Below are 22980 nucleotides of genomic sequence, written 5' to 3' on the forward strand. Positions count from 1 at the left end.
CCTCCCACCTGTCAAGGCGAAACCGCAGGTCGCAGGCTCCGTTCAGCCTGGTGCGGAGGGGCGTCCCCTCGTCACGGCGGGCGACGGCCGGAAGCGGGTTCAAGCGGGTTCAGGTGTTCGGACGCCCGGAGGCCAGCGCTGACGAAGATCCGTTATCGTCCGCTCAGCGGCCCAACCGACCGGCGGCCCCTGCGGAGGAGAAGCCCATGACGGACAGCAGGCGCGGCACGGCGGGCCTGGCGCTGATGATCGGCGCGCTGGGCGTGGTCTTCGGCGACATCGGCACCAGTCCGATCTACACCCTGCAGACGGTGTTCAACCCGGACGACCCGCACCCCGTGCCGGTCTCCGACGCGAACGTCTACGGCGTCGTCTCGCTGGTCTTCTGGTCGGTGGTGGTCATCGTCCTGGTCACGTACGTGCTGCTGGCCATGCGCGCCGACAACGACGGCGAGGGCGGCATCATGGCGCTGATCACCCTGCTGCGCCGGTCCACCTCCGCCCGGGGCCGGAAGACCGCCGCCGTGCTGGCCGCGCTGGGGATCTTCGGCGCGGCGCTCTTCCTCGGCGACAGCATGATCACGCCGGCGATCTCGGTGCTGTCCGCGATGGAGGGGCTCAAGGTCGTGGAGCCCTCGCTGGACAGCGCGGTGGTGCCGGGCACCGCCGCCATCATCGTGGTGCTGTTCCTGGTGCAGCGGCGCGGCTCGGGGACGGTGGGCAGCCTGTTCGGGCCGGTGATGATCGCCTGGTTCGTGGTGATCGGCGCCTGCGGCGTCACCGGCATCGTCGACCACCCGCGGATCCTGCGCGCGCTCTCGCCCAGCTACGCGCTGAGCTTCCTCTTCGGGCACTTCGGCACCGCCTTCTTCGCCCTGGCGGCGGTGGTGCTGGCGGTCACCGGCGCCGAGGCGCTCTACGCCGACATGGGCCACTTCGGCCGCCCGGCGATCACCCGCGCCTGGCTGTTCCTGGTCTTCCCGGCGTGCGTGCTCAGCTACCTGGGCCAGGGCGCGCTGATCCTGGCCGACCACACGAACATCAGCAGCCCGTTCTTCCTGCTCGCGCCCGGCTGGGGACGGCTGCCGCTGGTCATCCTGGCGACCGCCGCCACCGTGATCGCCTCGCAGGCGGTGATCACCGGCGCGTACTCGGTCGCCGCGCAGGCGGCCCAGCTCGGCTACCTGCCGAGGCTCCGCATCGCGCACACCTCGGAGTCGGAACGCGGCCAGATCTACGTCCCGTGGATCAACTGGCTGCTGCTGGTCTCGGTGCTGACCCTGGTCTTCGCCTTCCGCAGTTCGGCCGCGCTCGCCTTCGCCTTCGGCATGGCCGTCACCGGCACCATCACCATCACCACGCTGCTCTTCTTCTACATCGCCCGATCCCGCTGGAACACCCCGCTGTGGCTGGTCGTCACCGGAGCGACGGTGCTGCTCACCGTGGACCTGCTGTTCGTGGCGGCGAACGTGACCAAGCTGGTCCACGGCGCGTGGCTGCCGCTGCTGATCGGCTTCACCGCGTTCACCGTGATGACGACCTGGCAGCGCGGACGGCAGCTGGTCACCGCCGAGCGGGAGCGGCAGGAGGGCCCGCTGCGGGGCTTCGTCGACCGGCTCCACTTCCGTGAGGTCCCCGCGGCGCGGGTGCCCGGCACCGCCGTCTTCCTCAACCGCGGCAACACCACGACCCCACTGGCGATGCGGGCCAACGTCGAACACAACCACGTGCGGCACGAGCAGGTCGTGATCCTCTCCCTGGAGACCGACACGGTGCCGCGCGTCCCGGCCGAGGAGCGGATCACCGTCGACAACCTCGGCTACAGCCAGGACGGGATCATCCACGTCTCCGCGCGCTTCGGCTACATGGAGACCCCCGACGTGCCGGCCGCGCTGGCGCTGCTGGATCCGGCGGCCACCGAGGGGCCGCTGGACCTGGAGAACGCCTCCTACTTCCTGTCCACGATCGAGCTGCGCCGCGGCCAGGCACCCACCATGGCGGCCTGGCGCAAGCGGCTGTTCATCGCCACCTCCCACATCACCGCCGACGCCGCGGAGTACTTCGGCCTGCCGCGCGACCGCACGGTCATCATGGGCTCCCACATCGAGGTGTAGGCGGGAGCCAGGCGTCCGCCCGAGCGGGCGAGGCGTCCGGCGGGCAGGGCGTCGGGCGGGCAGGGCGTCGGGCGGGCGGGTCGAGCGTCGGCCGGACGGGCGGAGCGTCGGGCAGCCACGGCCGTCCGGGGGTTTGTCCGAGATCCCTCCGGGGTCCGTCCGGCGTCAGGACGGCGTCAAGGTCCGCGCCGGGCGCGTACGGGACGCGTCAGGAGAGCTCCGTCCGTCCCCGCACCGACGTGCAATGGAGGCGGGCCCGGGGACGGACCGCGGGCCGGACGTGCGGAAGAAGCGTGGGCCATGACCGAGACCTCCCGAGTGATCGTCGGAGTGCGCGACCGGGTCGGCGACGCGGCGCTGCTGCACCGCGCGGCCGCGGAGGCGCGCCGGCGGAACGCGCTGTTGGTGCCCGTCCTGGCGTGGACGCCGACCGGCGGCGAGGCGCTCTACCGCAGCCATCCCTGCCCCGAGTTGGAGGACGCCTGGGAGCGCGAGGCCTGCGCCGAGCTCGACGAGCTGGTCACCGACACGTTCGGCCCGGAGGAGCCGGTCCGGGTCCACCCGGTCGTGGTCCGGGCCGCGAGCCTGCGCGACGCCGTCGCCGCGGTGGCGGTGCGCGACGGCGACACGGTCTACGCCGAGCCGTCCCACCTCTCCCTGCTGGAGCGCCTCGGCCTGCACCACCACGGCGCGGCCGCGCACGGACACCGCGTCGCCGTCGTCGGCTAGCCGCGCCCGGTCGACCTCCTCGGACCGGGGGCTCAGCCCGGATACCCGCTGCGGGTCAGCGCAGTCGCGGTACGGGCGGCCTGGTCGAAGGGCGCGATCGAGCCCGCCGCCCGGCAGAGCACGTGCGCGCCTTCGAGCAGGGCGAGCAGGGTGGTGGCCAGGTCCGTCGCCGCGGGCGTGGCGAGTCCCGCGGTGTGCAGCCGGTCGGCCAGGGCCTCGGTCCAGGAGCCGAAGGCGGTCGCGGCCACCTCACGCAGCACGACGTTCTCCGCCGACTCGCCGGAGGCGACGGTGAGCGCCGCGACCGCGCACCCGGCCCCGGCGGCGGAGGCCTCGACGACCGGGCGGACCAGCGCGAGAAAAGCCTCGACCAGGGTGGTCGGATCGTCCGCCGGAAGCGCGGCGAACCGGTCGCGGACGTCGCATCCGTTCCTGGCTGCGGCCTCGGCGACCAGCTGTCCCTTGCCGCCGGGGAAGTGATGGTAGATCGCACCGCGTGCGGCGCCGCTGTCGCGCAGCACCTCGGTGAAGGACATGCCCGCCACCCCGCGCCGCTGCAGCGCCTCGACGGTGGCGTCGATCATGCGCTCCCGGGTGTCACCCGCCATGCCCGTCCGCTCCTCGCCGTCGTTCCCGCTCCGCCACGCCTTGACTAGTACGGCCATCCTAGCCGATGGTGGAAGCATCACTAGTACGGACGTACTACCTAGTCGTCCGTCCGGAGCGAAGGGGATCCCCATGCCCATCACCGTCACCGCACCGCGCGGCGTGCTCACCCCCGAGGGCGAGCGAACCGTCCTGCCCCGCCTCACCACCGCCCTCACCGAGGCCAGCGGCCTCGCCGGGAACCCCGCCTTCCTCGCCGTCGTCGGCGGCACGGTCCACGTGCTCCCGCCCGAGTCGGTCTACGCGGGCGGCGCCAACCGTCCGGTCGTGATGGTCGAGCTGAAGCTGCCCGACGTCGGGCTGCCGACCCTGGAGTCCCGCGCCGCGTTCATCAAGGCGGCGACCGGGATCGTCGCCGAACTCACCACGCCGGGACACCGCCCGGAGGACACCTGGGTCAACATCCTCAACGCACCTGACGGCGCGTGGGGCATCGGCGGCGAGGCCCTCACCGGGGAGCGGCTGGTCGCCCTGCTCACCGCGAGCGGCAGCTGAACCGAGCGCCTCCCGCGCGGACGGCGGACGCCCCGTTCCGGGCCTCCGCCGTCCGCGCCCCGCCCCATCGACCTGCTGCCCCCGAGGCGGCCGCGGACTAGCGTGGTCCACGCGACACCGGACCGCCGCCGCGCAAGCCTGGAGCGACCATGACGGACAGCGCCGACCCGCAGGACCCCCACGACCTGCGCGCGTTCGCCGACCGCCTCCGCCAGGCGATGGAATCGGCCGACCTCGGCCTCTTCGGCGCGATGCTCCACCCGGACGTCCGCTGGGGCGGCGAGCAGGAGACCCCGGAGACCTGCCACTCCCGCTCCGACGTGCTCGCCTGGCACGGCCGCCTCCACGCCGCCGGAGTCCGGGCACACGTGCACGAGGTGATCCTCCGCCCGCACGCGGTCGTGCTGGAACTGGCCCTCACCGGTCCCTCCGCCGGCCCGCGCGGTCCACGCCCCGACCGCGTCTTCCAGGTGTTCCGCCTCACCGACGACCGGATCGCCGACATCCGCGGCTTCCCCACCCGCGACGAGGCCCTGTCCCTGGCCGACCGGCCATGGCAGCCCGCGCAGCACCGATAGCCTCCCGCCGCAACCATCTCCCCTCGACCCGGCCGCCGCCAGTCGATGCCCGAGGTGGCCACGGCGCGCGGCGCGCCCAAGCCGCCACTGGCGTTGCCCGGAGATGACCGCTCCCCGCGCTCGTGCGCGGTTTCGCCGCCCTGCTGAACCCAGCGCCTGAGAATGCCATCCACCTCACCGACTGGATCCGCCGGACACGGGAGGCCGACCTCCCCTTTGCGCACTCCTACGCCACAGGTCTGGAACGCGACCAGGCCGCGGTCACCGCAGCACTCACCCTGCCTTGGCACAACGGGCGCACCGAAGGCGTCAACCACAAGATCAAACTGATCAAACGCCAAACATACGCCCGAGCAGGCTTCCCGCTTCTCCGCCACCGCATCCTGCTCAGCTGACGCTCACGCTCCAAGCATCAACGCCTAGGAAAGTCTTTAAAGGGCCAAGGATCAGACACTCCCGGCCGGACGGACCTCTTCAACCGCCTCAGCTGAGGCAGTCATGTCGCCGATCAGGTGCTAGACGTGCAGCGCGTAGTTTTCGGATGCTCATGCGGGTACGTCCTCGATGTAGTGGTTGTCCATCAGCCGCTGGACGATCATGAGCCCGTGGGTGCCGAGGACGCTGTACCCGAAGGGCGGGTGAGAACCGGGCTGGGTTGTTCGGTCTGGAGGGCCTGCCACTGGGCTGGGGTAAGCCGGGGTGGGACCGTGCGAGGGCTGGTCAGGTACTCGAAGACGTAGGCACATGCCTCATCCTCGGCGGTGAAGCGGAGATGGTATTCGGGCTGTGCGCCCGGTCGGCGACTGCCGGTCACCCAGCATTCGTCGTATCCGTCCCAGGCGAGGAGAAAGTGGTCCGCGGGCCAGGGCTCAGTCTCCTGGGATTCCCAGGTCTCGTCGCTGTCGGGATCGAAATCGGGCACGATGACCGGGTCGGCTGGCCCGGGGTCGATCCAGTACGGCTCGAAGGTGCCGGCCACTTCCGCGGCGCGGCGCAGTTCATCGCGCGTCATCAAAGGGGCCCCCGACGCGCGTCGCTCTTCCCACTCGCGGTGCCAGCGAGCCCGCTCGGTGGCACGCTCCGGGTGCTGACGGGCGAGCTCGGTCTCCGCTTGGGCGCGCAGTTCTTCGGCGGTCTCCACCCAGCGTGCCTTCTCCTGGGTGAAGGCACTCCCGTCCGGGCGGGTCAGCTCTGCGCAGAAGTACGCGCACGCCTGCGCCTCATCGGCGAACTCGCGCAGCACGGTGGGCCAGCCGGGAACCACGTCCTGGCCGCCCTTGACGTACCAGGTACCGGTGCGTGCACTCCCGGTGAGCAGCACCGCCTCCTGCGACGCGCGGGAGCCGGCCCCCGCCGCTGGGTCGGGTCGTCCCGCGATCCGGTACCGGTGCGGATCGACGCCCGCCTTGGCGAGGGTGGCGGCCAACTGTCCTGCATCCATCCTTCGTTCCCTTGCCCTCGCTTCGGTCTGCGGCCCGTTCAATGGGCCAACCCGTCGTATTCGATCGTCCATCCCTCGCCCAGCTCCTGTCTGAGCGACGCGGCGAGCCGCGCGCCCCACTTCGTGAGCTCCTGCTTGGAGCGGACTGGTGCTGCCGGTTCCGCGGCCGGGTTGAGCGACGCCTGGACCATGTCAGCAACTGAGCGGGACCAGTCGTAGAGGTCATCGATCAGTGCCTCGCTGAGCCCGAGTCCGATCACCGGGTCGTCCGGCGCGAAGTCGCTGCGCGCGTCGAATCGCAGCGGCCAGTGTCCGTACTCGCCCAGCAGGCGGATGCTCCGCGGATGGTCGACGGCTCCGTGGGGCTGTGAGCGCCAGTGGAAGCCGCCGCAATGCCAGCAGACGAGGGTCGAGGTGCCGTGTACGGCGTCGTAGTAGTTCAGCGCCCACTGCCGTCCCAGCTCGGCGGCCAGCTTGGTGGCGAGCGCCAGGCCTTCCCGGTGGTGTGTCCGGTCAGGCCCAGCCATCCCTTCGCCCTGGGCGGGCGTGCGACGCGACCAGTCCCACAGGTCGACTGTCAGGTCGTGGGAGAGTGCGAGCTCGGGGGTGTCGAGCAGAATCTCGACACGCTGGTCCGTCGCCTTTCGCAACGGCGAACTGTCGCCGGCCTTCAGCAGAATTCTCCGCGCTGTCATCGTGTTCTCCACGCTCATGCGAGGTTTGCCCCCACCACGAAGCCATTGTCCCCGACCGTGATCGCCACATGGCGCTCCACGCCCTTGTACAAGATCTCGTAGATGGGGCGTCCCATGTCGTTGCCCTGGTAGCCGATGACCTTCCCGTCCGTGAGTGCCTGCCGGATCAGGTCCGGGACTTCCCGCAACGTGATGCCGTTATCAGCGAACTCCACGCCGTGTCGCGCGACGACGTGGATGAGGCCGGCGTTGATGTTGCCGGTCTCCAGGAACGCGAGCTGCCCTCCTGGCATCGAGGTGACCCACAGCAGGTCCTTCCGGCTGAAGGTGATCCCCAGCTTCTGCAGCTTGTCCACCAGCTTGGGGTCGACCGAGCGATCGAAGCGGGCCAGTTCGGCGGCCCGCTGGGCGATGTCGGCGTTGAGCCCTGCGGCGACGGCGCCGTTGATGTTTTTCGCGGCGAGGGCCTCCCGGACCGCGGCGAGGGCGTCTTCGAGGCCTGCGCTGGCCTGGATGGCGTCCCGAACCGCGGCCGCGACCCGGACGGACTCAAGGATCTTGTTCGCCGGTACGAAGGCGGAAGCGGCCAGCACGCAGTGGAGGCCGTTGCCGGCGAGGCACTTGGTGACGTCGCCCTTGAAGTCGTCCCACATGGCCTGCAGGATCAGGTTTTCGGCGTCGCCGAACTGGTCCTGGATGTGGTCGAAGCTGGTGGTCTGCGTGCTGGGAGGTGCCGTGTCGAGGAGGAAGGTGTCCGAGGCGGGGCAGCCGCTCGCGGTGGCCGGGGCGTTCAGGTCGGCGCAGTAGAAGAAGTCGACGGTGACCTGGTAGGTGATCGTGTAGGTCTGGGTGCACAGGCCGTTGCTGAGCCAGATGGGCTTGCAATCGCCGGTCGCTGTGGCGGTGCCCGGGGTGATCCGGGCCATGGCGAAGACGTGCGGGATGCCGGTGGCGCCGCCGTCGTCGATCGCGGTGGTGTCCTGTTGTTCTTCGGCGGTGGTGGCGGCGGCCTGGGCCTGGGCGGCCTGGTTCTCGGCGTCCTTGGCTGCTGCGGCGGCGGCTGCGGCGTCCTGGTCGGCCTGGGCGGCGTCCTGCCGTGCGGCCGTCGCTGCTGCGGCGGCGGCGGTGGCGGCTTGCTGGGCGGCGGCGGCGTCGGAGTCGGCGGCGGTTGCTGCGGCCTTCGCGGCGGTGGCGTCGCCCTGGGCTTGGTCGGCGTCGGCTTGGGCGGTGGCCTGGGCGGCGGCGGCCTGGTCGTCGTACTGCTGCGCCGCCGCGTCGGCGGCCTGGGTCTGGTCGGCGTACTGGCGGGCGCGGTCGGCGCTGGCGACGGCCTGCGCCGCCGACACGGTCGCTGCTGCTGCCTGGGTGGTGGCGTCGGCGGCCGAGGTGGCCGCGGCTTTGGCGTCCGCGCTCGCGGTGGCGGCGGAGGCCTGGGCCTGCTGCGCGGCCTGCTGGGCGGCGTTCGCGCGGGCGGCAGCGGTGGCGGCCTGCTGCTCGGCGACCGTCTTGGATGCCTGCGCGGTCAGCACCGCGAGTCCGGCCGCGCTGTCGGTGTCCTGGTAGGGGGCGCCGAGCTGGACCGCGTCATTCGCCGGTGCGGCGACCTGCAGCGCGGCATCGGAGGCGGCGGTGGCCGCCTGGGCGGTCGCGTACGCATACCCGGCCGCCGTGCTGGCTGTGGTCTGCGCCTGTGCGGCCTGGGTCCTGGAGGCGGTCGCGTCCGCATGTGCTTTCGCGGCCTGCGTTTTGGCGGTCGCGGCGTCTTGCTGTGCCGTGGCGGCCGCCGCGGCGGCGTTCTGGGAGTCGCTGATGGCCTTCGCTGCGGCCTGGTTGTCCATCGCGACGGCCTGGTCAGCGGCCGCCTTCTGCGCGGCGGCGTCCTTCGCCGCTGCACCGGCGGCATCGGCTGCCGCCTGCGCCCGCGTGGCGGCGGCGTCCGCAGCGGCAGCCTTCGACGTGGCGTCGTTCGCCGCGGTCTGCGCGCTGGTGGCTGCGGTGGTCGCGTCCGCTGCGTCCTGGTCGGCCTGGTTCGCCGCATTGCGCGCGTCGGCGGCATCCGAGTTCGACGACTCCGCGTCCGCGTAGGCATCGGCCGCCTGTGCCTTCGCCTGAAGCGCGTTCTGCTGCTGCTCGGCAGCCCACGCCTGCTGCCGGGCCGCACGGGCCGCACTGTCCTGGGCCTGGGCGGCCTGCTTGGCCGTGTTCGCGGCGGTCTCGGCCTGCTGGGCGTCCTGCTGCTTCGCGGTCGCCGTCGCGGCATCGGCCTGAGCCGTCGACGCGTCGGTGGCGGCCTGGGCCTGGTCGGTCTGGGCCTGCTGCATGTCAGAGGCCGCGTTGGCGAGCTGGGTGGCGGCGGTCTGCTGGTCGGCCTGGGCCCGTTGCGCGGCTTGCTGGGCGGTGGCTTCGCCGGCCTGCGCGGTGGCGAGCTGCGTCTTGGCGTCCGCCTCCGCCGCCGCTGCGGCCTTTGCCTGTCCGGCGGCGCCGGCTGCGGCGTCCTTGGCCTGCTGATCCGCTGCGGCTGCGGCGGCGGCGTCGAACGCGGCCTTGCTCTCGTGCGCCTGCGTGAGGGCGAGCGCCTGAAGGGTCTGTCCCTGGTCGGCGGCGGCAACGGTGGCCTGGTAGGCGGTCGTGCCGGCCTTGTGCACCGCGTCGAGCGCCGCAGCGCTCGCGGCGGTGACCTGCGCCTCCTGCAGGGCGGCGAGCAGGCCGCGCCCGCGCGGGGCGCCCTGCTGGTCGGCGATCACGTAGGCCTGCTGCTGTGCCGACTGCACCTGGGCGGCATCGGTCTGGGCGGTAGTCAGTTGCTGGGCGAGGTCCGCCAGCCGCGCCTTCGCCTCCGCTTGGGCGCCGCTCAGGCCTGCGGCGACGCTGGTGAAGGTCGCCTTGGAGGGGTAGCTGGGCGAATTGACGCCCGTGGCCCCGGTGCCGGAGTCGTCCTGGACGGCGGTGAAACGCTGGCTGGCACCGGCGTTGCAGGCCGCGACCTGGGCGTACTGCTTCACATCGGGGGTGGGCAGGTCCAGGCACAGACCGGTGCCGAGGTTCTTGACTTCGGTGCCGCCGACGGTGAGGTCCCACCTTTGGGAGGCGCTCTTGTTGCAGTTCCCGAGCTGGACAGCGGTGCCGGGTTTAGGGGTGCCGTGGGTGCCGTCCATGTCCATGCACAGGTGGGCGGCCTGGTCGGTCAGCGCCTGCGTGGTCTGGTCGTAGGTCCAGCTCTGGCCCGCCGTGCTGTTGCACGTCCACAGCCACAGCCGGGTCCCCGGAGTGTGGCTGGCGGCCGGGTCGTCCAGGCAGCGGCCCGGTGAGGCGGTGTCGTGGAAGGTGATCGGGGCGACGCCGACCTTGCCGGGCCCGGTCCAGTACTGCTGCCACGTCGCCAGCCGCCCCGCCTGCCACGAACGCCCCAGGAGCTCGCCGAGGTCCTCGGACGCCTTGGCCAAGGCGGCGGTCGCTGATTGCGACGAGGCCAGAATCGAGTCGCGCTGGGCCTGCTGCGAGGAGACTTCGTGCTGCCACTCCGTGGCGGCAGTGTCCACCACCGGCCCGAGGACGCTGTTCGGGTCGCCGGGGTTGCGCCAGTCGCAGGACGCGAAGCGGGCCTTGAGGTCCTCCACCGCGACCCGGAAATCGACACTGCCCGCAGCGGGGGCAGTAGCGGGGAAACCGCCGTCCTCCAGCAGCATCCGCGCGTCGTCCGCCGCCAGCGGATAGTCCGCAAGGTCGGAGGTCAGCACCCGCCACGCGCTCTGCTCCGCCATGCTGCCAGCGCCGCTGGTGTAGCGGGCGTTGCCGAGCGCGACCACCGCGCCCTGCGCCGCCTTGTCCGCCACCGGGATCACAGGCGCCGTCAGACCCGCCTGGTCGGGCGAATAGTCGTTCGCCACCCAGGCGTTCAACCCGACCGTATCGAAGAAGTTCGGCGCGAAGCCCCACTGCGCCTGCGTGAAGCCGGGCGGGAGGCTCATCGGAACCGACTGCTGCCACACCTGCGTGCGGCCCTGCAACCGGTGGCTGATCGCGTTCGCGCCCTGGAAGTCGCCGTCCCAGGCCTTCTGCAGCGCCGAACCTGTGGCGTCCGAGGCGACCGCGCGCAACTGCGCGGGCGAGCCGTCCAAGGCCTGCGCGGCCACGGCCTTCTCCGCCGGGCCGCCGATCCGCAGCACGGTGCCCATCACGCACTGGTCGGCGCGCAACTGCTCCGCACCGGTGACCGCGGACGTGGTGCTCGCCGTCACCGGCAACGCAGCGGCCGACGCTGGTGCGGTCGAGGCGGTCAGGGCCGCCGCGGTGGCCATGGCGGTGGCGGCAGTCATCCGCCGCCACGCCCCCCGCGCCCGGGCCGAGGCCGGGCGCACAGTCGATCTCGTCAACGTATCGATGTCTCTGTGCTGGGCGCGCGGTCCGGGCAGCCGGACACACGCACCCCGAGCCACACACCAAAACGATGAGGACACACCCCACCCGCGTATCGCGCGTCGCGTCGAGAGCCCCCCGGTTCCCCCCGGGAACACACACCCCGGAAAGGCGGTCACAGTCTCCGGACAGCATCACCGCACGTCAACGCCCCCGAACGACGGGGACCACCCCCGCCACCCGGCGCCCCACCCAGCCACCCCAAGCCTCCGCCGTACACCGACAACCAGCACCCGAGACACACATCACACCGCCGCAATCGCCGCGCGACACCGGGATCGCCGCCCAGCAAGGCGCGGGTCTGTACAGGCAGCGGTGTAACTCGGGTGGTGTGAGTTACCGGCGGCCGACGGAGAGTCGGCCGTCGGAGGCGATGTCGAAGGCCTGGAGTGCGGGCTTCCATCGCATGGTCCAGCGCTTGCGGCCCTGCCCGGTGGGGTGGTCCAGGCTCATGACGGCCATGTAGACGCACTTCAGCGCCGCGGCCTCGTTCGGGAAGTGGCCGCGAGCTCGGACGGCCTTGCGGATGCGTGCGTTCACGCTCTCGATCGCGTTGGTACCGAGTATGAAAGGCGGTGGGTGCCTGCGTCCTGTCCCCGTGGCAGGAGTCTCTCCTGGTTCTTGACGGGTTTAGTGCTGCATCCAGATCCGACGCAGCACACTGATCGCGGGCAGTTCCCGCAGCCAGGACGGGGCGTCCGGAGAGAACACCGCGGTCAGCAGGGTGAACCCGTCGGCACCGATCGTCAGGGCGTATTCGAGGCGTGGTCCGTCGCCGACCGGGAGCCGGAAGGCGTCGGCCTTGCGCTCGTAGCGGTCGAACCACCTGGTCGAGGCGATCCTGGTCAGCCATGCGGACGCGGTAACCGCGAGTGCTTCCAGGGCTGCCCGCATGGTCTCGGTGACCAACTCCAGGCGGTTGAGTGTGCGCACCGCGGCCAGGACTCGAGTGGAATCGCTGCGAGCGCGGTTGCCGTTGCCGAGCACACCGGCGTCCTTCAGCCGGGTCAGCAGGACGTCAAGCAGTCGCTCAGCGGTGTTGTCATCCAAAAGCCGTGCACGGAAGGCGCACAGCACCGAGGCGTCGAAGCCGGCGTCGGTCAACGGGAGTGACAGGGCGTACTTCCAGTCGAGCTGGGCCCGAACCGCGTCCGCAGCCTGGCGATCCGTCAAGTTTCCGCGTATTGCAGCACGCTCACCAACGCGAGCCGGCCAGGAGACAACAACCGATGCCCACGCTGCGCAAAGAGGTGGGCGAACTGCGCGTCCTCGAAGATCGGGCCCAGGCAGTCCCGGATCCGCATGGCCATAGCGCCCCCGGAAACGCCTCGCGGGCGACGCGCTTGGTGAACTCGGCAATGGCCTGCATCGTCCTTGGCCACGACGACATGGCGGGTCACCCCTCTCCCCCAAGTCCCGACGCAGGCGCGTCATCTCGCTGCCCGCGATGTGCGTGCCCCCGCTGCGCTGGCAGCGCATGCGCGAGGCGGAGCAGCGGCGCACAGCCGGCGACAATTGGGAGGCGAGCGACTACGTCTTCACCACGCGGACCAGCCGCCCGGTCGAACCGCGCAACCTGTTCCGATCCTTCGATCGGATCACGAAGGAGGAGTCGCTACCGAAGATCCGCCTGCACGACACCGGCACGGCCGCGCGACGCTACTCTCCGCCGCCGGCGTCGCCCCGCGGGACCTGATGGCCATCCTCGGGCACAGCCAGATCGCCGTCACCATGGAGATCTACGCGCACGTCGTGCAGGAGCACCAGCGTGAGGCCATGAGCCACATGGACCGGCTCTTGAAGCGGCGCCGCAAGACCGGCTGATGTCACCTGGTGATGTCACAAGCGCCCCGGACCTGTCCGGTCCGGGGCGCTTCGGTGCGTGTCTGTCCGCTGACGTGCAGCAGAGCTGAGAGCCCCCTGTCGGGTTCGAACCGACGACCCCCGCTTTACAAGAGCGGTGCTCTGGCCAGCTGAGCTAAGGAGGCGCGGTTGGCAGTGTACCGGGCGGGCGAGGTGGGTGGGGTGCGGATTTGTTGCCCGGAGGGGGCTGACAAGCGCATGGTCCGACAGGTAGCGTCACCTGAAGTTCACATTCCAACGTGGACTAGACCTCTCAGTGAACCGTGCCGCTCCGGCGGGCTGGTACGGCGTGCGGGAGGGCCAGAACCTCATACCCACCCCTTTATTTCGGATCGTCCGGCACGTTCCTGCCGGTGAAGGAGAGCAGAGCACCATGCCTACGGTGACGTTCGACAAGGCCACCCGGATCTACCCCGGTGGCGAGAAGCCCGCGGTCGACGCGCTCGACCTGGAGATCGCGGACGGCGAGTTCCTCGTGCTCGTCGGCCCCTCCGGCTGTGGCAAGTCCACCAGCCTCCGCATGCTGGCCGGTCTGGAGGACGTGAACGGCGGAGCCATCCGCATCGGTGACCGTGATGTCACCCACCTCCCGCCCAAGGACCGGAACATCGCCATGGTGTTCCAGAACTACGCGCTCTACCCGCACATGACCGTCGCCGAGAACATGGGCTTCGCCCTGAAGATCGCCGGCGTCAACAAGGCCGAGATCCGCACCAAGGTCGAAGAGGCCGCGAAGATCCTCGACCTCACCCAGTACCTGGACCGCAAGCCGAAGGCGCTCTCCGGCGGTCAGCGCCAGCGTGTCGCCATGGGCCGCGCCATCGTGCGTGAGCCGCAGGTCTTCCTCATGGACGAGCCGCTGTCCAACCTGGACGCCAAGCTCCGTGTGCAGACCCGTACGCAGATCGCCTCGCTCCAGCGCCGCCTGGGCATCACCACGGTCTACGTCACGCACGACCAGGTCGAGGCCATGACCATGGGCGACCGCGTCGCGGTGCTGAAGGACGGTCTGCTCCAGCAGGTCGACTCCCCCCGCAACATGTACGACAAGCCCGCCAACCTCTTCGTCGCCGGCTTCATCGGCTCGCCCGCGATGAACCTGATCGAGGCCCCGCTGGTCGACGGCGGCGTGCAGTTCGGCGACTCGGTCATCCCGGTCTCCCGCGAGGCGCTCGCCGAGGCCTCCGCCAACGGCGACACCACGCTGACCCTGGGCGTCCGCCCGGAGCACCTGGACGTCGTCTCCGAGGGTGACGCGGCCGCCAAGGGCGGCTCCGGCCTGGCCGTGACCGTCAACGTCGTCGAGGAGCTCGGCGCCGACGGCTACGTCTACGGCACCGCGAAGGTCGGCGGCGAGGACAAGGACCTGGTCGTCCGCGTCGGCGGCCGCGCCGTTCCGGCCCGTGGCGAGGTGCTGCACGTGGTGCCGCGCACCGACGAGCGTCACCTGTTCTCCACCAAGACGGGCGCGCGCCTCAGCGACTGAGCCGAGCCCCCGCAGAACCCGAACCCACGGCGACGCTGACGACAAGTCGACAGCGGACCCGCGGGTTCCGGAAGCCGTCCGGATCATCCGGGCGGCTTCCGGCATTCCGGGAGAATTCCGACACCATGCTCACTCATTGGAGTGACGCAATGTCGCCAAATCATTACCCCTCGCTAGCATCCCCGTTGTGAAGCAGCTAGCTCGCCGCATCGGCCGATCTCTCGCCTTCGTCCTGCCGCTCGTCCTCGTGACGACCGGCACCCTCGCAGTCGCGCGCGTCTCCTGGGCTCCGCCGGCCACCGCCGACGTCCAGTCGCTGACGGCGGCCTCCGACGCCCAGCCGCCCGCGCAGCAGGCCGCACCGGCCGCCCAGGGCGGCTCCGTGGCCCCGCAGGACGCCCTCCGTGGCCGTCTGCTGCGGGAGTTGGCCACCAGGAACCCCACCGTCGCCCTGAACGACCTGGAGCGCACCATGGACAGGGAGCCGTCCCTGCGCCAGTTCTGCTCCACGATCGCCAGGGATCTGGGCCGCGCCGCCGTGCGCAAGTACCACGGCGACGAGCACAAGGCGCTCTCCTACGCCCGCCCGGTCTGCGACGCCTCGTTCGCCGCGGGAACGCTCGCCGGCGCGAACTGACCCGCCGGCCACCGGTCGGCGGTGAGCCGTCCGCGCCCACCCGCGAACCGTGCGCGTGCCGTCTGCGGTCGTCCCCGAACGACTGCGGGCGGCCGCGGACGGTTCGCAGACGCCTCGCGAACGGTCCGCCGACGGATCGCACGCGACCGCGGAACAGCGGCCACGACCGCGGGCCGCATCGGGTGACCACCGGGTTGACGTGGGGATTGAGGCGCTCCGGATTACCCCTAGGGTGATGCCATGACCGCTGAACCGCTCATCCCCTCCGCCGGGGACTCCCCCATGGCCGCCCCGACGGTCACGCAGGCCGTGATCCTGGCCGGGGGCCAGGGCTCCCGGCTGCGCCCGTACACCGACACCCGCCCCAAGCCGATGATCGAGATCCCCGGCACGGGCATCCCGATCATCGGTCACCAGCTGCAGTGGCTGGCCGAGGAGGGCGTCACCGACGTCGTCGTCTCGTGCGGACACCTCGCGGACGTCCTGCAGGACTGGCTGAAGTCCGCCGACCTGCCGCTCAACATCGAGACCGTCGTGGAGACCGAACCGCTGGGCCGCGGCGGCGGTCTGAAGTTCGCCGCCGCCTCGCTGCCGCGCAAGGGCGAGGCCTGGTACGCCACCAACGGGGACATCTGGACCCGCTTCGCGCTCCGCGAGATGGCGGCCTTCCACACCGCCCGTGACGCGCACGCGACGCTCGCGCTGGCCCGCCCGCGCCTCCCCTGGGGCACGGTGGACGTCGACCAGTTCGGCAACATCCTCGACTTCATCGAGTCGCCGCCGTCGCCGTACCTCATCAACGCGGGTGTCTACGTCTTCTCCTCGGACTTCACCGCCATGCTGCCCGACCTCGGCGACCACGAGCGTTCGACGTTCCCGCGCCTGGCTCGTGAGCGCCGCCTTTCCGGCTACGAGCTGCCGCAGGGCGTCTACTGGCGCGCGATCGACACCGCCAAGGACCTCAACGAGGCCGCCAAGGAACTCGCCGCGGCCCGCGCGGCGGCCGAGCACTGACGCAGCGCGACACGACCGACGCACGCGAGCGGCCGCACCGCCGCCGGACGTCCGCGCCACGGCCCCACGACCGCACCGCCGCGCGAACGCCGCAGGGGACCCCGGCCGCGTGGGCCGGGGTCCCCTGTCGTCGGTCCGTTGGGCCGGTCAGCCGCCGAGGAGGCCGCCGATGACGCCCTTGCCGCCCGTGGGGGTCGGCGCCGGGGCCGGGTTGTTGGAGTGGTTCGGCGGGGCCGTGGTGCCGGAGCCGCCGGTGCCGCCGCCCGTGCCGTGGGTGGAGCCGTGGTGGCGGTGTGGCGTGCCCGACGGGGACGCGGACGCGGCGGGCTTCGACGCGGCAGGAGCCGTCGGGTGGGCGGTCGTCGGAGCCGTCCTGACCGGCGGGACCGGGACGACGCCGGTCGGCCACGCGCCCAGCGGCAGCGGCTGGGTGGGCGACGCGGTGGGCGTTCCGCTCTCGCTCGGGACGGTGGTCGTCGCGCTGATGTGGGAGTCGCGCACCGCCGCGCCGAGGACCGAGCCGGCCAGCAGCGTTCCGCCGATGACCACGGTGGCCACGACCACCCCGCGCCGCACGACGCGGCGCCGCAGCTGGGTCACCCGGGCCTGCTCGCCCAGTCGGCGCCAGGCCTCCAGGCGGAGCCAGCCGTCCAGGGAGAAGAGCGGTGCGCCGGCCAGCAGCAGCGGGCTCCAGGCGGCCAGGTAGATGATCTCCGGTGTGTCGTAGACCGGCACGGTCCGCCAGCTGACGGTGACCAGCAGGGCGAAGGCCAGCAGCATCGCCACCGCCGCGCACAGCCGCTGCCACAGGCCGAGGATGGCCAGCACGCCCACGTTGATCTGCACGAAGGCGACGGCCAGACCCGCGCCCACCGGGTGGGCCATCGCCAGCGCCAGCAGCGGCTGGGCGACGCTCCACGGGTGCAGCGCCTCCAGCCAGTGCATCATCGAGCCACGCGCGCCGCCGTTGAAGTACACCGGGTCGCACAGCTTGCTGAAGCCCGCGTAGAGCGAGAAGCAGCCGAGGAAGACGCGCAGCGGCAGCAGCACCAGGCCGAGGTCGACGCGCTTACCCGGATGCCAGGCGTGGTGCTGCGAGGCGGCGACGCCGTCCGCCACGTCCGGCAGCGGGGGCCGCCTGGCCGGCGGCTCGAAGACGCGGACGCCGTCGTAGTCCGGGTAGCCGTCGGCGTCCTCGTAGGCGTCCATCTCCTCGAAGTCCGCCAGTGACATCGGCTGGGTCGACTCCAGCTCCTCCGTGGCGGGCCCGTGACCCTGCGCGGGAACGCCTGGGACGCCCGGCACGCCAGGCCCGCTCGGCGGCACGTGGGGGACGGCGAGGTCGAGTTGGCCGGTCCAGGTGATCGGCGTGACGCGTCCGCGCCGACGCGGCGTCGCGCCGATCGTGCCGACCGCGGGGGCGACGGCGGGCAGGACCCCGGCCATCGCGCCGACCAGCACCGGCTCGCGCAGGCCGGCGCCCGCGCCGGCGTTCACGCCCGGCCCGAACGCGGCGCCGATGCGCATCGCGCCGGCGTCGATCAACGAGGCCGGGGGCGGGGTGAAGCGGACCCGGAAGCTCGCGGTGGTGGTGTTCAACCGCGCCGGGTCCGACGGCACCTTGACCGTGTTGAGCAAAGGCTCGCCGCCGTCTATCCCACCGGCGTTCGCCGCCTCGGGACGGGGACGGGTACGTGTTCTGGTGTCCACACTCCACTAACCGGCCGAAGGCCCGGAAGGACACTCCCGGTTGACAGAGTTGACGACCGCCCTCCGGCGGAGACGACGACGGACGGGGCCGACGAGGACGTCAGTCCTCCTCGACGCACCGTCCGTCGAACCGCGGAAGCGGGCCCCGACCGGCCGTTCGACGTCGCCCGCCGCCGGCCCGATGAGAGGTCCGCAGACGCCGCGTCAGCTCTCGTCGGCCTCAGTGGCCTTGGCGTCCTCGGCGGCCTCCGTGGCCTTCGCCGCCTTGGCGGCCTTCGCCTCCTTGGACGCCTTCGCGCTGCGGGCCGCCTTCTCGGCCTTCGCCGCATTCGCCCGCAGACGGGCGGCCTCGTAGAGCACGATGCCCGCCGCCACGCCGGCGTTGAGCGACTCGGCCTGACCCGGCATCGGAATACGGACCGTCAGATCGCAGGTCTCGGCAACGAGTCGGGACAGGCCCTTGCCCTCGGAGCCGATCACGACCACGACCGGGCCGGTCAGCGCGTCCAGGTCGACGACCTCGTGCTCACCGTCGGCCGCCAGGCCGACCACGAAGCAGCCGGCCTTCTGGTAGGCCTCCAGCGAGCGGGTCAGGTTGCTGGCGCGGGCGACCGGGACGCGGGCGGCCGCGCCGGAGGAGGTCTTCCACGCGCCGGCGGTCATGCCGGCCGAGCGGCGCTCGGGCACCACGACGCCGTGGCCGTCGAACGCGGCCACGGAGCGGACGACCGCACCGAGGTTGCGCGAGTCGGTGATCCCGTCCAGCGCGACGATCAGCGCGTTGTCGCGGTTGACCGAAGCCGCGGCGAGCAGGTCGTCCGGGTGCGCGTAGTCGTACGGCGGCACCTGGAGGATCAGGCCCTGGTGGTTGTGACCCTCGGCCAGGTTGTCGAGCTGCGCGCGCGGCGCCTCCTGCAGCGGGATGCCCCGCTCGGTGGCCAGCGCGAGGGCGTCGCGCACGCGGTCGTCGTTGTCGATGAACTGCAGCACGTAGAGCGCGGACGCGGGCACGCCGCCCTGCAGCGCCTCCAGCACCGAGTTGCGGCCGTAGACCAGCTCCGCACCGGACTTGCCGGTGCGGCCCTGGACGCCGCCACGCTTCATGCCGCCGCGCGCCTTCGCGTCGGCGGCACGCTTGGCGGCGGCGTTCGCGGCACGCTGCTTGGGGTGACCCTTGCGCGCCTCGGCAGGCGGCGTCGGGCCCTTGCCCTCCAGCGCCCGACGGCTGTGGCCACCCGTGCCGACCGACGCGCCCTTCTTCGATCCGGGGTTGCGACGGTTCCTGCGCTGGCTGTTGCCGGCCATGGGTGCTGTCCTGCTTCCTTCGTGTGCTACTGCGGGTTACTGCGTGAGGTCATTTGCTGAGAGTCCAGCGCGATCCGTCCGCGCGGTCCTCGATGGTGAGCCCGGCCTGGGCGAGCCGGTCCCTGATGGCGTCGGAGGTGGCCCAGTCCTTGCGCTCGCGCGCCGCCTGGCGCTGCTCCAGCAGCAGCTTGACGAGCGAGTCCACCACGCCGTGGAGGGCGTCGCCGGACCCGGCTCCCGCGGCGGCCCACTGCGGGTCGAGCGGGTCCATGCCCAGCACTCCGAGCATCGCACGGACTTCGGACAGACGCGCGACCGCGCTCTCCTTGTCGTCCGCGGCGAGCGCGGCGTTGCCCTGCCGGACGGCGGTGTGCACGATCGCCATCGCGCCGGGCACGCCGAAGTCCTCGTCCATCGCCTCGGCGAAGGCCGGCGGCACGTCGGCGGCGGGCTCGACCACCCCGTGCAGCTCGACGACGCGGTCGACGAAGCCCTCGATCCTGGCGAAGCCGGTCTCGGCCTCCCGCAGCGCCTCGGGGCTGTACTCGATGGTGGAGCGGTAGTGCGGCGTGCCGAGGTAGTAGCGCAGCACGATCGGCCGCCACTGCGTCACCATCTCGGAGACCAGCACCGAGTTGCCGAGCGACTTGCTCATCTTCTCGCCGCTGAGCGTCACCCAGGCGTTGTGCAGCCAGTAGGTGGCGAAGTCGTCGCCGTACGCCTTGGACTGGGCGATCTCGTTCTCGTGGTGCGGGAAGATCAGGTCCCGGCCGCCGCCGTGGATGTCGAAGGACCGGCCCAGGTACTTGTGCACCATCGCGGAGCACTCCAGGTGCCAGCCGGGACGCCCCTCGCCCCACGGGGTGGGCCAGCTGGGCTCGCCGGGCTTGGCGGCCTTCCACATGGCGAAGTCGCGCGGGTCGCGCTTGCCGGTCTCGCCCTCGCTCTCGGGCTGACGCAGGTTGTCCAGCTCCTGGTGCGAGAGCGCGAGGTAGTCCGGGTAGGAGGTGACGGAGAAGTAGACGTTGCCCTCGGGCGTCGCGTAGGCGTGGCCCTTGGCGATGAGCGCCTGCATCATCTCGATCATCTCGGGCACGTGGCCGGTCGCCCGCGGCTCGCCGGTGGCGGGCAGGCAGCCGAGGGCGTCGTAGCCGTCGTTGAACGCGCGCTCGTTGGCGTAGGCGATCTCCCACCAGGGCAGCCCGAACTCACGCGACTTGGCGATGATCTTGTCGTCGATGTCGGTGACGTTGCGCACGAACGTCACGTCGTAGCCGCGGTGGGCGAACCAGCGGCGCATGATGTCGAAGTTCAGCCCGGACCGGATGTGACCGATGTGCGGCGCGGCCTGGACGGTCGCTCCGCACAGGTAGATCGACACGCGGCCCGGCGTGTTCGGGACGAAGTCGAGGACCTGGCCGGAGGCGGTGTCGTGCAGGCGAATGCTCACCACACCAGGGTAGTGGGCGACGAGCGGTGCACAGAGCCGTTATCACTTCAGGGGCGCGAGGCTCTGTTGACGTGCGGCTCCGCCGCGTGGGCGCGGGCAACCACCCAAGGGGGTACCCCCGGCCGAAGGCTGGGGGAGGCCGGCCCTGCGCGCCGCGGACCCTCTGCAAGCCGGTGGCTTGCCGAGCCCGTGCGCCGGAGGCCCACATCGACGGGGTCCGGCGCCTCTCGGCAGGTGTGACGACCTGCGGGAGCGATCAGGAACGTCAGTAGACCAGCGCGGTGGCCACCGCGGTCAGGCCTTCCTGGCGGCCGGGGAAGCCGAGGCCGTCGGTCGTGGCGCCGGAGACGGAGACCGGGGCGCCGACCGTCTTCGTGAGCAGTTCCTGTGCCTCCGCGCGGCGCTTGCCGATCTTGGGAAGCGGGCCCACCAGCTGGACGGCGACGTTCCCGATCTCGAATCCCGCCTCGCGGACGATCCGCGCCGCCTCCGCCAGCAGCGTCAGGCCGGACGCCCCGGCCCACTCGGGACGGTCCGTCCCGAAGTGCGCGCCGAGGTCGCCGAGTCCGGCGGCCGAGAACAGCGCGTTGCAGGCGGCGTGGGCGACGACGTCAGCGTCGGAGTGGCCGGCCAGGCCGAAGGAGTAGCCCTCCCAGAGCAGGCCGGCGATCCACAGTTCGCGGCCGTCCGCGAAGGCGTGGGTGTCGACCCCGATGCCCGTGCGGGGCAGCCGGAAGCCGTCGGGACGGGTGGGCTCAGTACTCAACGCGGGACCTCCGGCGGGCCAGCACGGCCTCGGCCAGGACGAGGTCGAGCGGGCGGGTGACCTTGAAGGCCTCCTCGTGGCCCGGCACGACGACGACGCGGCCGCCGAAGCGCTCGACCAGACCCGCGTCGTCCGTCGCGTCGACACCCTCGGCGACGGCCTTCGCGTGGACGCGGTCGAGGATGTCACGGCGGAAGCCCTGCGGGGTCTGCACCGCGCGGAGCGTCGACCGGTCGGGGGTGGAGACCACCGGTTCGGGGGTGCCGGCCACGGACGCCGGGTTGACCTGCTTGACCGTGTCGGCGAGCGGGACCGCGGGGACGACCGCCTGGGCTCCGTCGGCGACGGTGCGCGCCACGGCGTCGACGACGTCGACGGGGACGAGCGGGCGGGCGGCGTCGTGGACGAGCACGACGTCGATGTCGGCGGGGAGCGCGGCGAGGCCGGCCCGCACGGACTCCTGCCGGGTCTCGCCGCCCGGCACCACGACGAGAGCGGCGCTCTCGCGTTCACCGAGCGCGTCGGTGAGCAGTGCTCTCACCTCGGCGACGCCGTTCGCCGGCGCCACGACGACCACCAGGCCGACGGCGCGCGAACGTGCCAGCGCGCGGACGGCGTGGACCAGGATCGGCACCCCGCCGAGCTCGCGCAGAGCCTTCGGGGCGCCGGGCCCCAGACGTTCGCCCCGCCCCGCGGCGGGAACCACTGCTGCGGCGTTCAGGTTTGGTCCCTTCAGGGATGTGGGTACGGTCAAGGCGTGCCGGGCTCAGCGCCCTTCCGTGAAGCGCCAATTGACGCCACGCCCGGCACTTGTACCCGTACCGCCTTCACGCACGCCTCAGCGCCCGGCGACGCAACCGCCAGGCGCTGGGACGAACGAAGAAACACAGTGCTGAGACAGAGACAGTTGTGACAGGAAAGTCCGCGACTCAGCGCTTTTTCAGGCCCGAAGCCATGACGGCGTCAGGCTCGGACATGCTCCGGCACTACGAGGCGAGCACCTCGTCGAGCAGCGTTTCCGCCTTGTCCTCGTTGGTGTTCTCCGCGAGCGCGAGCTCGCTCACCAGGATCTGCCGTGCCTTCGCCAGCATCCGCTTCTCGCCTGCGGACAGCCCGCGCTCGCGCTCACGTCGCCAAAGGTCGCGCACAACCTCCGCGACCTTGATAACGTCACCCGAAGCAAGCTTCTCCAGGTTCGCCTTGTAGCGGCGGGACCAGTTGGTCGGCTCTTCGGTGTACGGTGCCCGCAGCACCTCGAAGACCCGGTCCAGGCCGTCCTGGCCCACTACGTCGCGCACGCCGACGAACTCAGCGTTTTCTGCGGGCACACGCAAGGTCAGGTCGCCTTGCTGCACCTTGAGCACCAGATAGGTCTTGTCCACACCCTTGATCTGGCGAATTTCGATGGCCTCGATCAGCGCGGCCCCGTGATGGGGGTAGACCACGGTGTCGCCAACCTTGAACGTCATGTGACAGGTACCCCTTCCGTGGCTTTCCAGAGTAACACGCGCACGGCCGTATCAGAAGGGCGTTTTCGCAGGTCAGAGCTGGTTCGCAGGCTTGACAACCGGCACGATTCCATGCTGCGACCCCTGTTCGAGGGGCATTTCCCGCA

The 22980-nt window shown here is 71.6% G+C and carries 18 protein-coding genes, 1 tRNA gene and 3 pseudogenes; 9 read left to right on the plus strand and 13 right to left on the minus strand.

Annotated features, from left to right (window positions below; translation table 11 throughout):
* Nucleotides 1-206 precede the first annotated feature (206 nt).
* Nucleotides 207-2114, plus strand: coding sequence for a potassium transporter Kup (locus BS83_RS40535; RefSeq protein ID WP_037608410.1), 1908 nt, complete (start codon nt 207-209; stop codon nt 2112-2114).
* Between the two features lie 300 nt (nt 2115-2414).
* Nucleotides 2415-2843 (plus strand): hypothetical protein, encoded by a 429-nt coding sequence (locus BS83_RS40540; RefSeq protein WP_051945235.1) that lies wholly within the window; start codon nt 2415-2417, stop codon nt 2841-2843.
* A 32-nt stretch (nt 2844-2875) separates the two neighbouring features.
* On the opposite strand, the gene BS83_RS40545 is transcribed toward BS83_RS40540, so the two are convergent.
* The gene (locus BS83_RS40545) at nt 2876-3508 is read right to left on the minus strand and encodes a TetR/AcrR family transcriptional regulator (protein WP_198035408.1); all 633 of its coding nucleotides are present in this window, start codon (nt 3506-3508) and stop codon (nt 2876-2878) included.
* Between the two features lie 73 nt (nt 3509-3581).
* Here BS83_RS40545 and BS83_RS40550 point away from each other — a divergent pair, with 73 nt between their 5' ends.
* The 3 genes and pseudogenes from BS83_RS40550 to BS83_RS48145 all read left to right on the plus strand — a co-directional run.
* Nucleotides 3582-4004 carry a tautomerase family protein gene (locus BS83_RS40550; RefSeq protein ID WP_037608414.1) on the plus strand — a complete coding sequence of 141 codons (423 nt, stop codon included), beginning with the start codon at nt 3582-3584 and terminating at the stop codon, nt 4002-4004.
* 149 nt (nt 4005-4153) lie between these two features.
* On the plus strand, nt 4154-4582 hold the full coding sequence (locus BS83_RS40555) for a nuclear transport factor 2 family protein (RefSeq protein ID WP_037608415.1): 429 nt from the start codon (nt 4154-4156) through the stop codon (nt 4580-4582).
* Nucleotides 4583-4676: 94 nt separating this feature from the next.
* A pseudogene (locus BS83_RS48145) lies at nt 4677-4977 on the plus strand (transposase); the annotation flags it as partial.
* Nucleotides 4978-5177: 200 nt separating this feature from the next.
* Here the strand turns inward: BS83_RS48145 and BS83_RS40565 are convergent.
* The 5 genes and pseudogenes from BS83_RS40565 to BS83_RS46895 all read right to left on the minus strand — a co-directional run bounded on the left by BS83_RS40565 (nt 5178) and on the right by BS83_RS46895 (nt 12307).
* A complete protein-coding gene (locus BS83_RS40565; RefSeq protein ID WP_037608416.1) occupies nt 5178-6023 on the minus strand; it encodes a hypothetical protein in 846 nt (281 codons plus the stop codon).
* 38 nt (nt 6024-6061) lie between these two features.
* Nucleotides 6062-6736, minus strand: coding sequence for a hypothetical protein (locus tag BS83_RS40570; RefSeq protein ID WP_157597506.1), 675 nt, complete (start codon nt 6734-6736; stop codon nt 6062-6064).
* Complete coding sequence (locus tag BS83_RS40575) at nt 6733-11034, minus strand: RICIN domain-containing protein (RefSeq protein ID WP_084714855.1); 4302 nt, start codon at nt 11032-11034, stop codon at nt 6733-6735. Before BS83_RS40575 ends, BS83_RS40570 begins: the two co-directional genes overlap by 4 nt.
* A 436-nt stretch (nt 11035-11470) precedes the next feature.
* Nucleotides 11471-11701, minus strand: a pseudogene (locus BS83_RS40580) (transposase); the annotation flags it as partial.
* A gap of 63 nt (nt 11702-11764) precedes the next feature.
* Entirely contained in the window at nt 11765-12307 is a 543-nt protein-coding gene (locus BS83_RS46895) for a transposase (RefSeq protein WP_198035409.1), read from the minus strand.
* 235 nt (nt 12308-12542) lie between these two features.
* Here BS83_RS46895 and BS83_RS48150 point away from each other — a divergent pair.
* Nucleotides 12543-12958, plus strand: a pseudogene (locus BS83_RS48150) (tyrosine-type recombinase/integrase); the annotation flags it as partial.
* A gap of 90 nt (nt 12959-13048) precedes the next feature.
* On the opposite strand, the gene BS83_RS40595 reads toward BS83_RS48150, so the two are convergent.
* Nucleotides 13049-13122: transfer RNA gene (locus BS83_RS40595), tRNA-Thr, on the minus strand.
* A 248-nt stretch (nt 13123-13370) separates the two neighbouring features.
* On the opposite strand from BS83_RS40595, the gene BS83_RS40600 reads away from it, so the two are divergent.
* The 3 genes from BS83_RS40600 (at nt 13371) to BS83_RS40610 (ending at nt 16134) form a co-directional block, all read left to right on the plus strand.
* Nucleotides 13371-14483, plus strand: coding sequence for an ABC transporter ATP-binding protein (locus BS83_RS40600; protein ID WP_037608421.1), 1113 nt, complete (start codon nt 13371-13373; stop codon nt 14481-14483).
* 187 nt (nt 14484-14670) lie between these two features.
* Nucleotides 14671-15120 carry a hypothetical protein gene (locus tag BS83_RS40605; RefSeq protein ID WP_037608424.1) on the plus strand — a complete coding sequence of 150 codons (450 nt, stop codon included), beginning with the start codon at nt 14671-14673 and terminating at the stop codon, nt 15118-15120.
* 240 nt (nt 15121-15360) lie between these two features.
* Nucleotides 15361-16134, plus strand: coding sequence for a nucleotidyltransferase family protein (locus BS83_RS40610; RefSeq protein ID WP_198035410.1), 774 nt, complete (start codon nt 15361-15363; stop codon nt 16132-16134).
* A gap of 147 nt (nt 16135-16281) precedes the next feature.
* Here the strand turns inward: BS83_RS40610 and BS83_RS40615 are convergent, their stop codons facing one another.
* The 6 genes from BS83_RS40615 to BS83_RS40640 form a co-directional block, all read right to left on the minus strand.
* Nucleotides 16282-17733 carry a TQO small subunit DoxD gene (locus BS83_RS40615; protein WP_157597507.1) on the minus strand — a complete coding sequence of 484 codons (1452 nt, stop codon included), beginning with the start codon at nt 17731-17733 and terminating at the stop codon, nt 16282-16284.
* Between the two features lie 315 nt (nt 17734-18048).
* Nucleotides 18049-19149 (minus strand): 23S rRNA (guanosine(2251)-2'-O)-methyltransferase RlmB, encoded by a 1101-nt coding sequence (rlmB, locus tag BS83_RS40620; protein ID WP_084714859.1) that lies wholly within the window; start codon nt 19147-19149, stop codon nt 18049-18051.
* A 49-nt stretch (nt 19150-19198) separates the two neighbouring features.
* Nucleotides 19199-20599 carry a cysteine--tRNA ligase gene (cysS, locus tag BS83_RS40625; RefSeq protein WP_037608426.1) on the minus strand — a complete coding sequence of 467 codons (1401 nt, stop codon included), beginning with the start codon at nt 20597-20599 and terminating at the stop codon, nt 19199-19201.
* A 265-nt stretch (nt 20600-20864) separates the two neighbouring features.
* Complete coding sequence (gene ispF / locus BS83_RS40630; protein WP_037608428.1) at nt 20865-21365, minus strand: 2-C-methyl-D-erythritol 2,4-cyclodiphosphate synthase; 501 nt, start codon at nt 21363-21365, stop codon at nt 20865-20867.
* Nucleotides 21355-22119, minus strand: a complete 765-nt coding sequence (gene ispD / locus BS83_RS40635; RefSeq protein WP_051945249.1) for a 2-C-methyl-D-erythritol 4-phosphate cytidylyltransferase — start codon at nt 22117-22119, stop codon at nt 21355-21357. Before ispD ends, ispF begins: the two co-directional genes overlap by 11 nt.
* A gap of 232 nt (nt 22120-22351) precedes the next feature.
* Nucleotides 22352-22834: a CarD family transcriptional regulator gene (locus tag BS83_RS40640; RefSeq protein ID WP_030255707.1), complete on the minus strand. Its 483-nt coding sequence runs from the start codon at nt 22832-22834 to the stop codon at nt 22352-22354.
* Nucleotides 22835-22980 lie beyond the last annotated feature (146 nt).

Source organism: Streptacidiphilus rugosus AM-16, assembly GCF_000744655.1.
Lineage (GTDB): Bacteria > Actinomycetota > Actinomycetes > Streptomycetales > Streptomycetaceae > Streptacidiphilus > Streptacidiphilus rugosus.

Bases quoted from the DNA above. Each gene is read 5' to 3' on its own strand.
- BS83_RS40535 (WP_037608410.1), top strand. From the start codon at position 207: ATGACGGACAGCAGGCGCGGCACGGCGGGCCTGGCGCTGATGATCGGC.
- BS83_RS40570 (WP_157597506.1), bottom strand. From the start codon at position 6,736: ATGAGCGTGGAGAACACGATGACAGCGCGGAGAATTCTGCTGAAGGCC.
- BS83_RS40600 (WP_037608421.1), top strand. From the start codon at position 13,371: ATGCCTACGGTGACGTTCGACAAGGCCACCCGGATCTACCCCGGTGGC.
- rlmB (WP_084714859.1), bottom strand. From the start codon at position 19,149: ATGGCCGGCAACAGCCAGCGCAGGAACCGTCGCAACCCCGGATCGAAG.
- BS83_RS40545 (WP_198035408.1), bottom strand. From the start codon at position 3,508: ATGGCCGTACTAGTCAAGGCGTGGCGGAGCGGGAACGACGGCGAGGAG.
- BS83_RS40555 (WP_037608415.1), top strand. From the start codon at position 4,154: ATGACGGACAGCGCCGACCCGCAGGACCCCCACGACCTGCGCGCGTTC.
- BS83_RS40640 (WP_030255707.1), bottom strand. From the start codon at position 22,834: ATGACGTTCAAGGTTGGCGACACCGTGGTCTACCCCCATCACGGGGCC.
- BS83_RS40565 (WP_037608416.1), bottom strand. From the start codon at position 6,023: ATGGATGCAGGACAGTTGGCCGCCACCCTCGCCAAGGCGGGCGTCGAT.
- BS83_RS40540 (WP_051945235.1), top strand. From the start codon at position 2,415: ATGACCGAGACCTCCCGAGTGATCGTCGGAGTGCGCGACCGGGTCGGC.
- BS83_RS40610 (WP_198035410.1), top strand. From the start codon at position 15,361: ATGACCGCTGAACCGCTCATCCCCTCCGCCGGGGACTCCCCCATGGCC.
- BS83_RS40550 (WP_037608414.1), top strand. From the start codon at position 3,582: ATGCCCATCACCGTCACCGCACCGCGCGGCGTGCTCACCCCCGAGGGC.
- BS83_RS40575 (WP_084714855.1), bottom strand. From the start codon at position 11,034: ATGACTGCCGCCACCGCCATGGCCACCGCGGCGGCCCTGACCGCCTCG.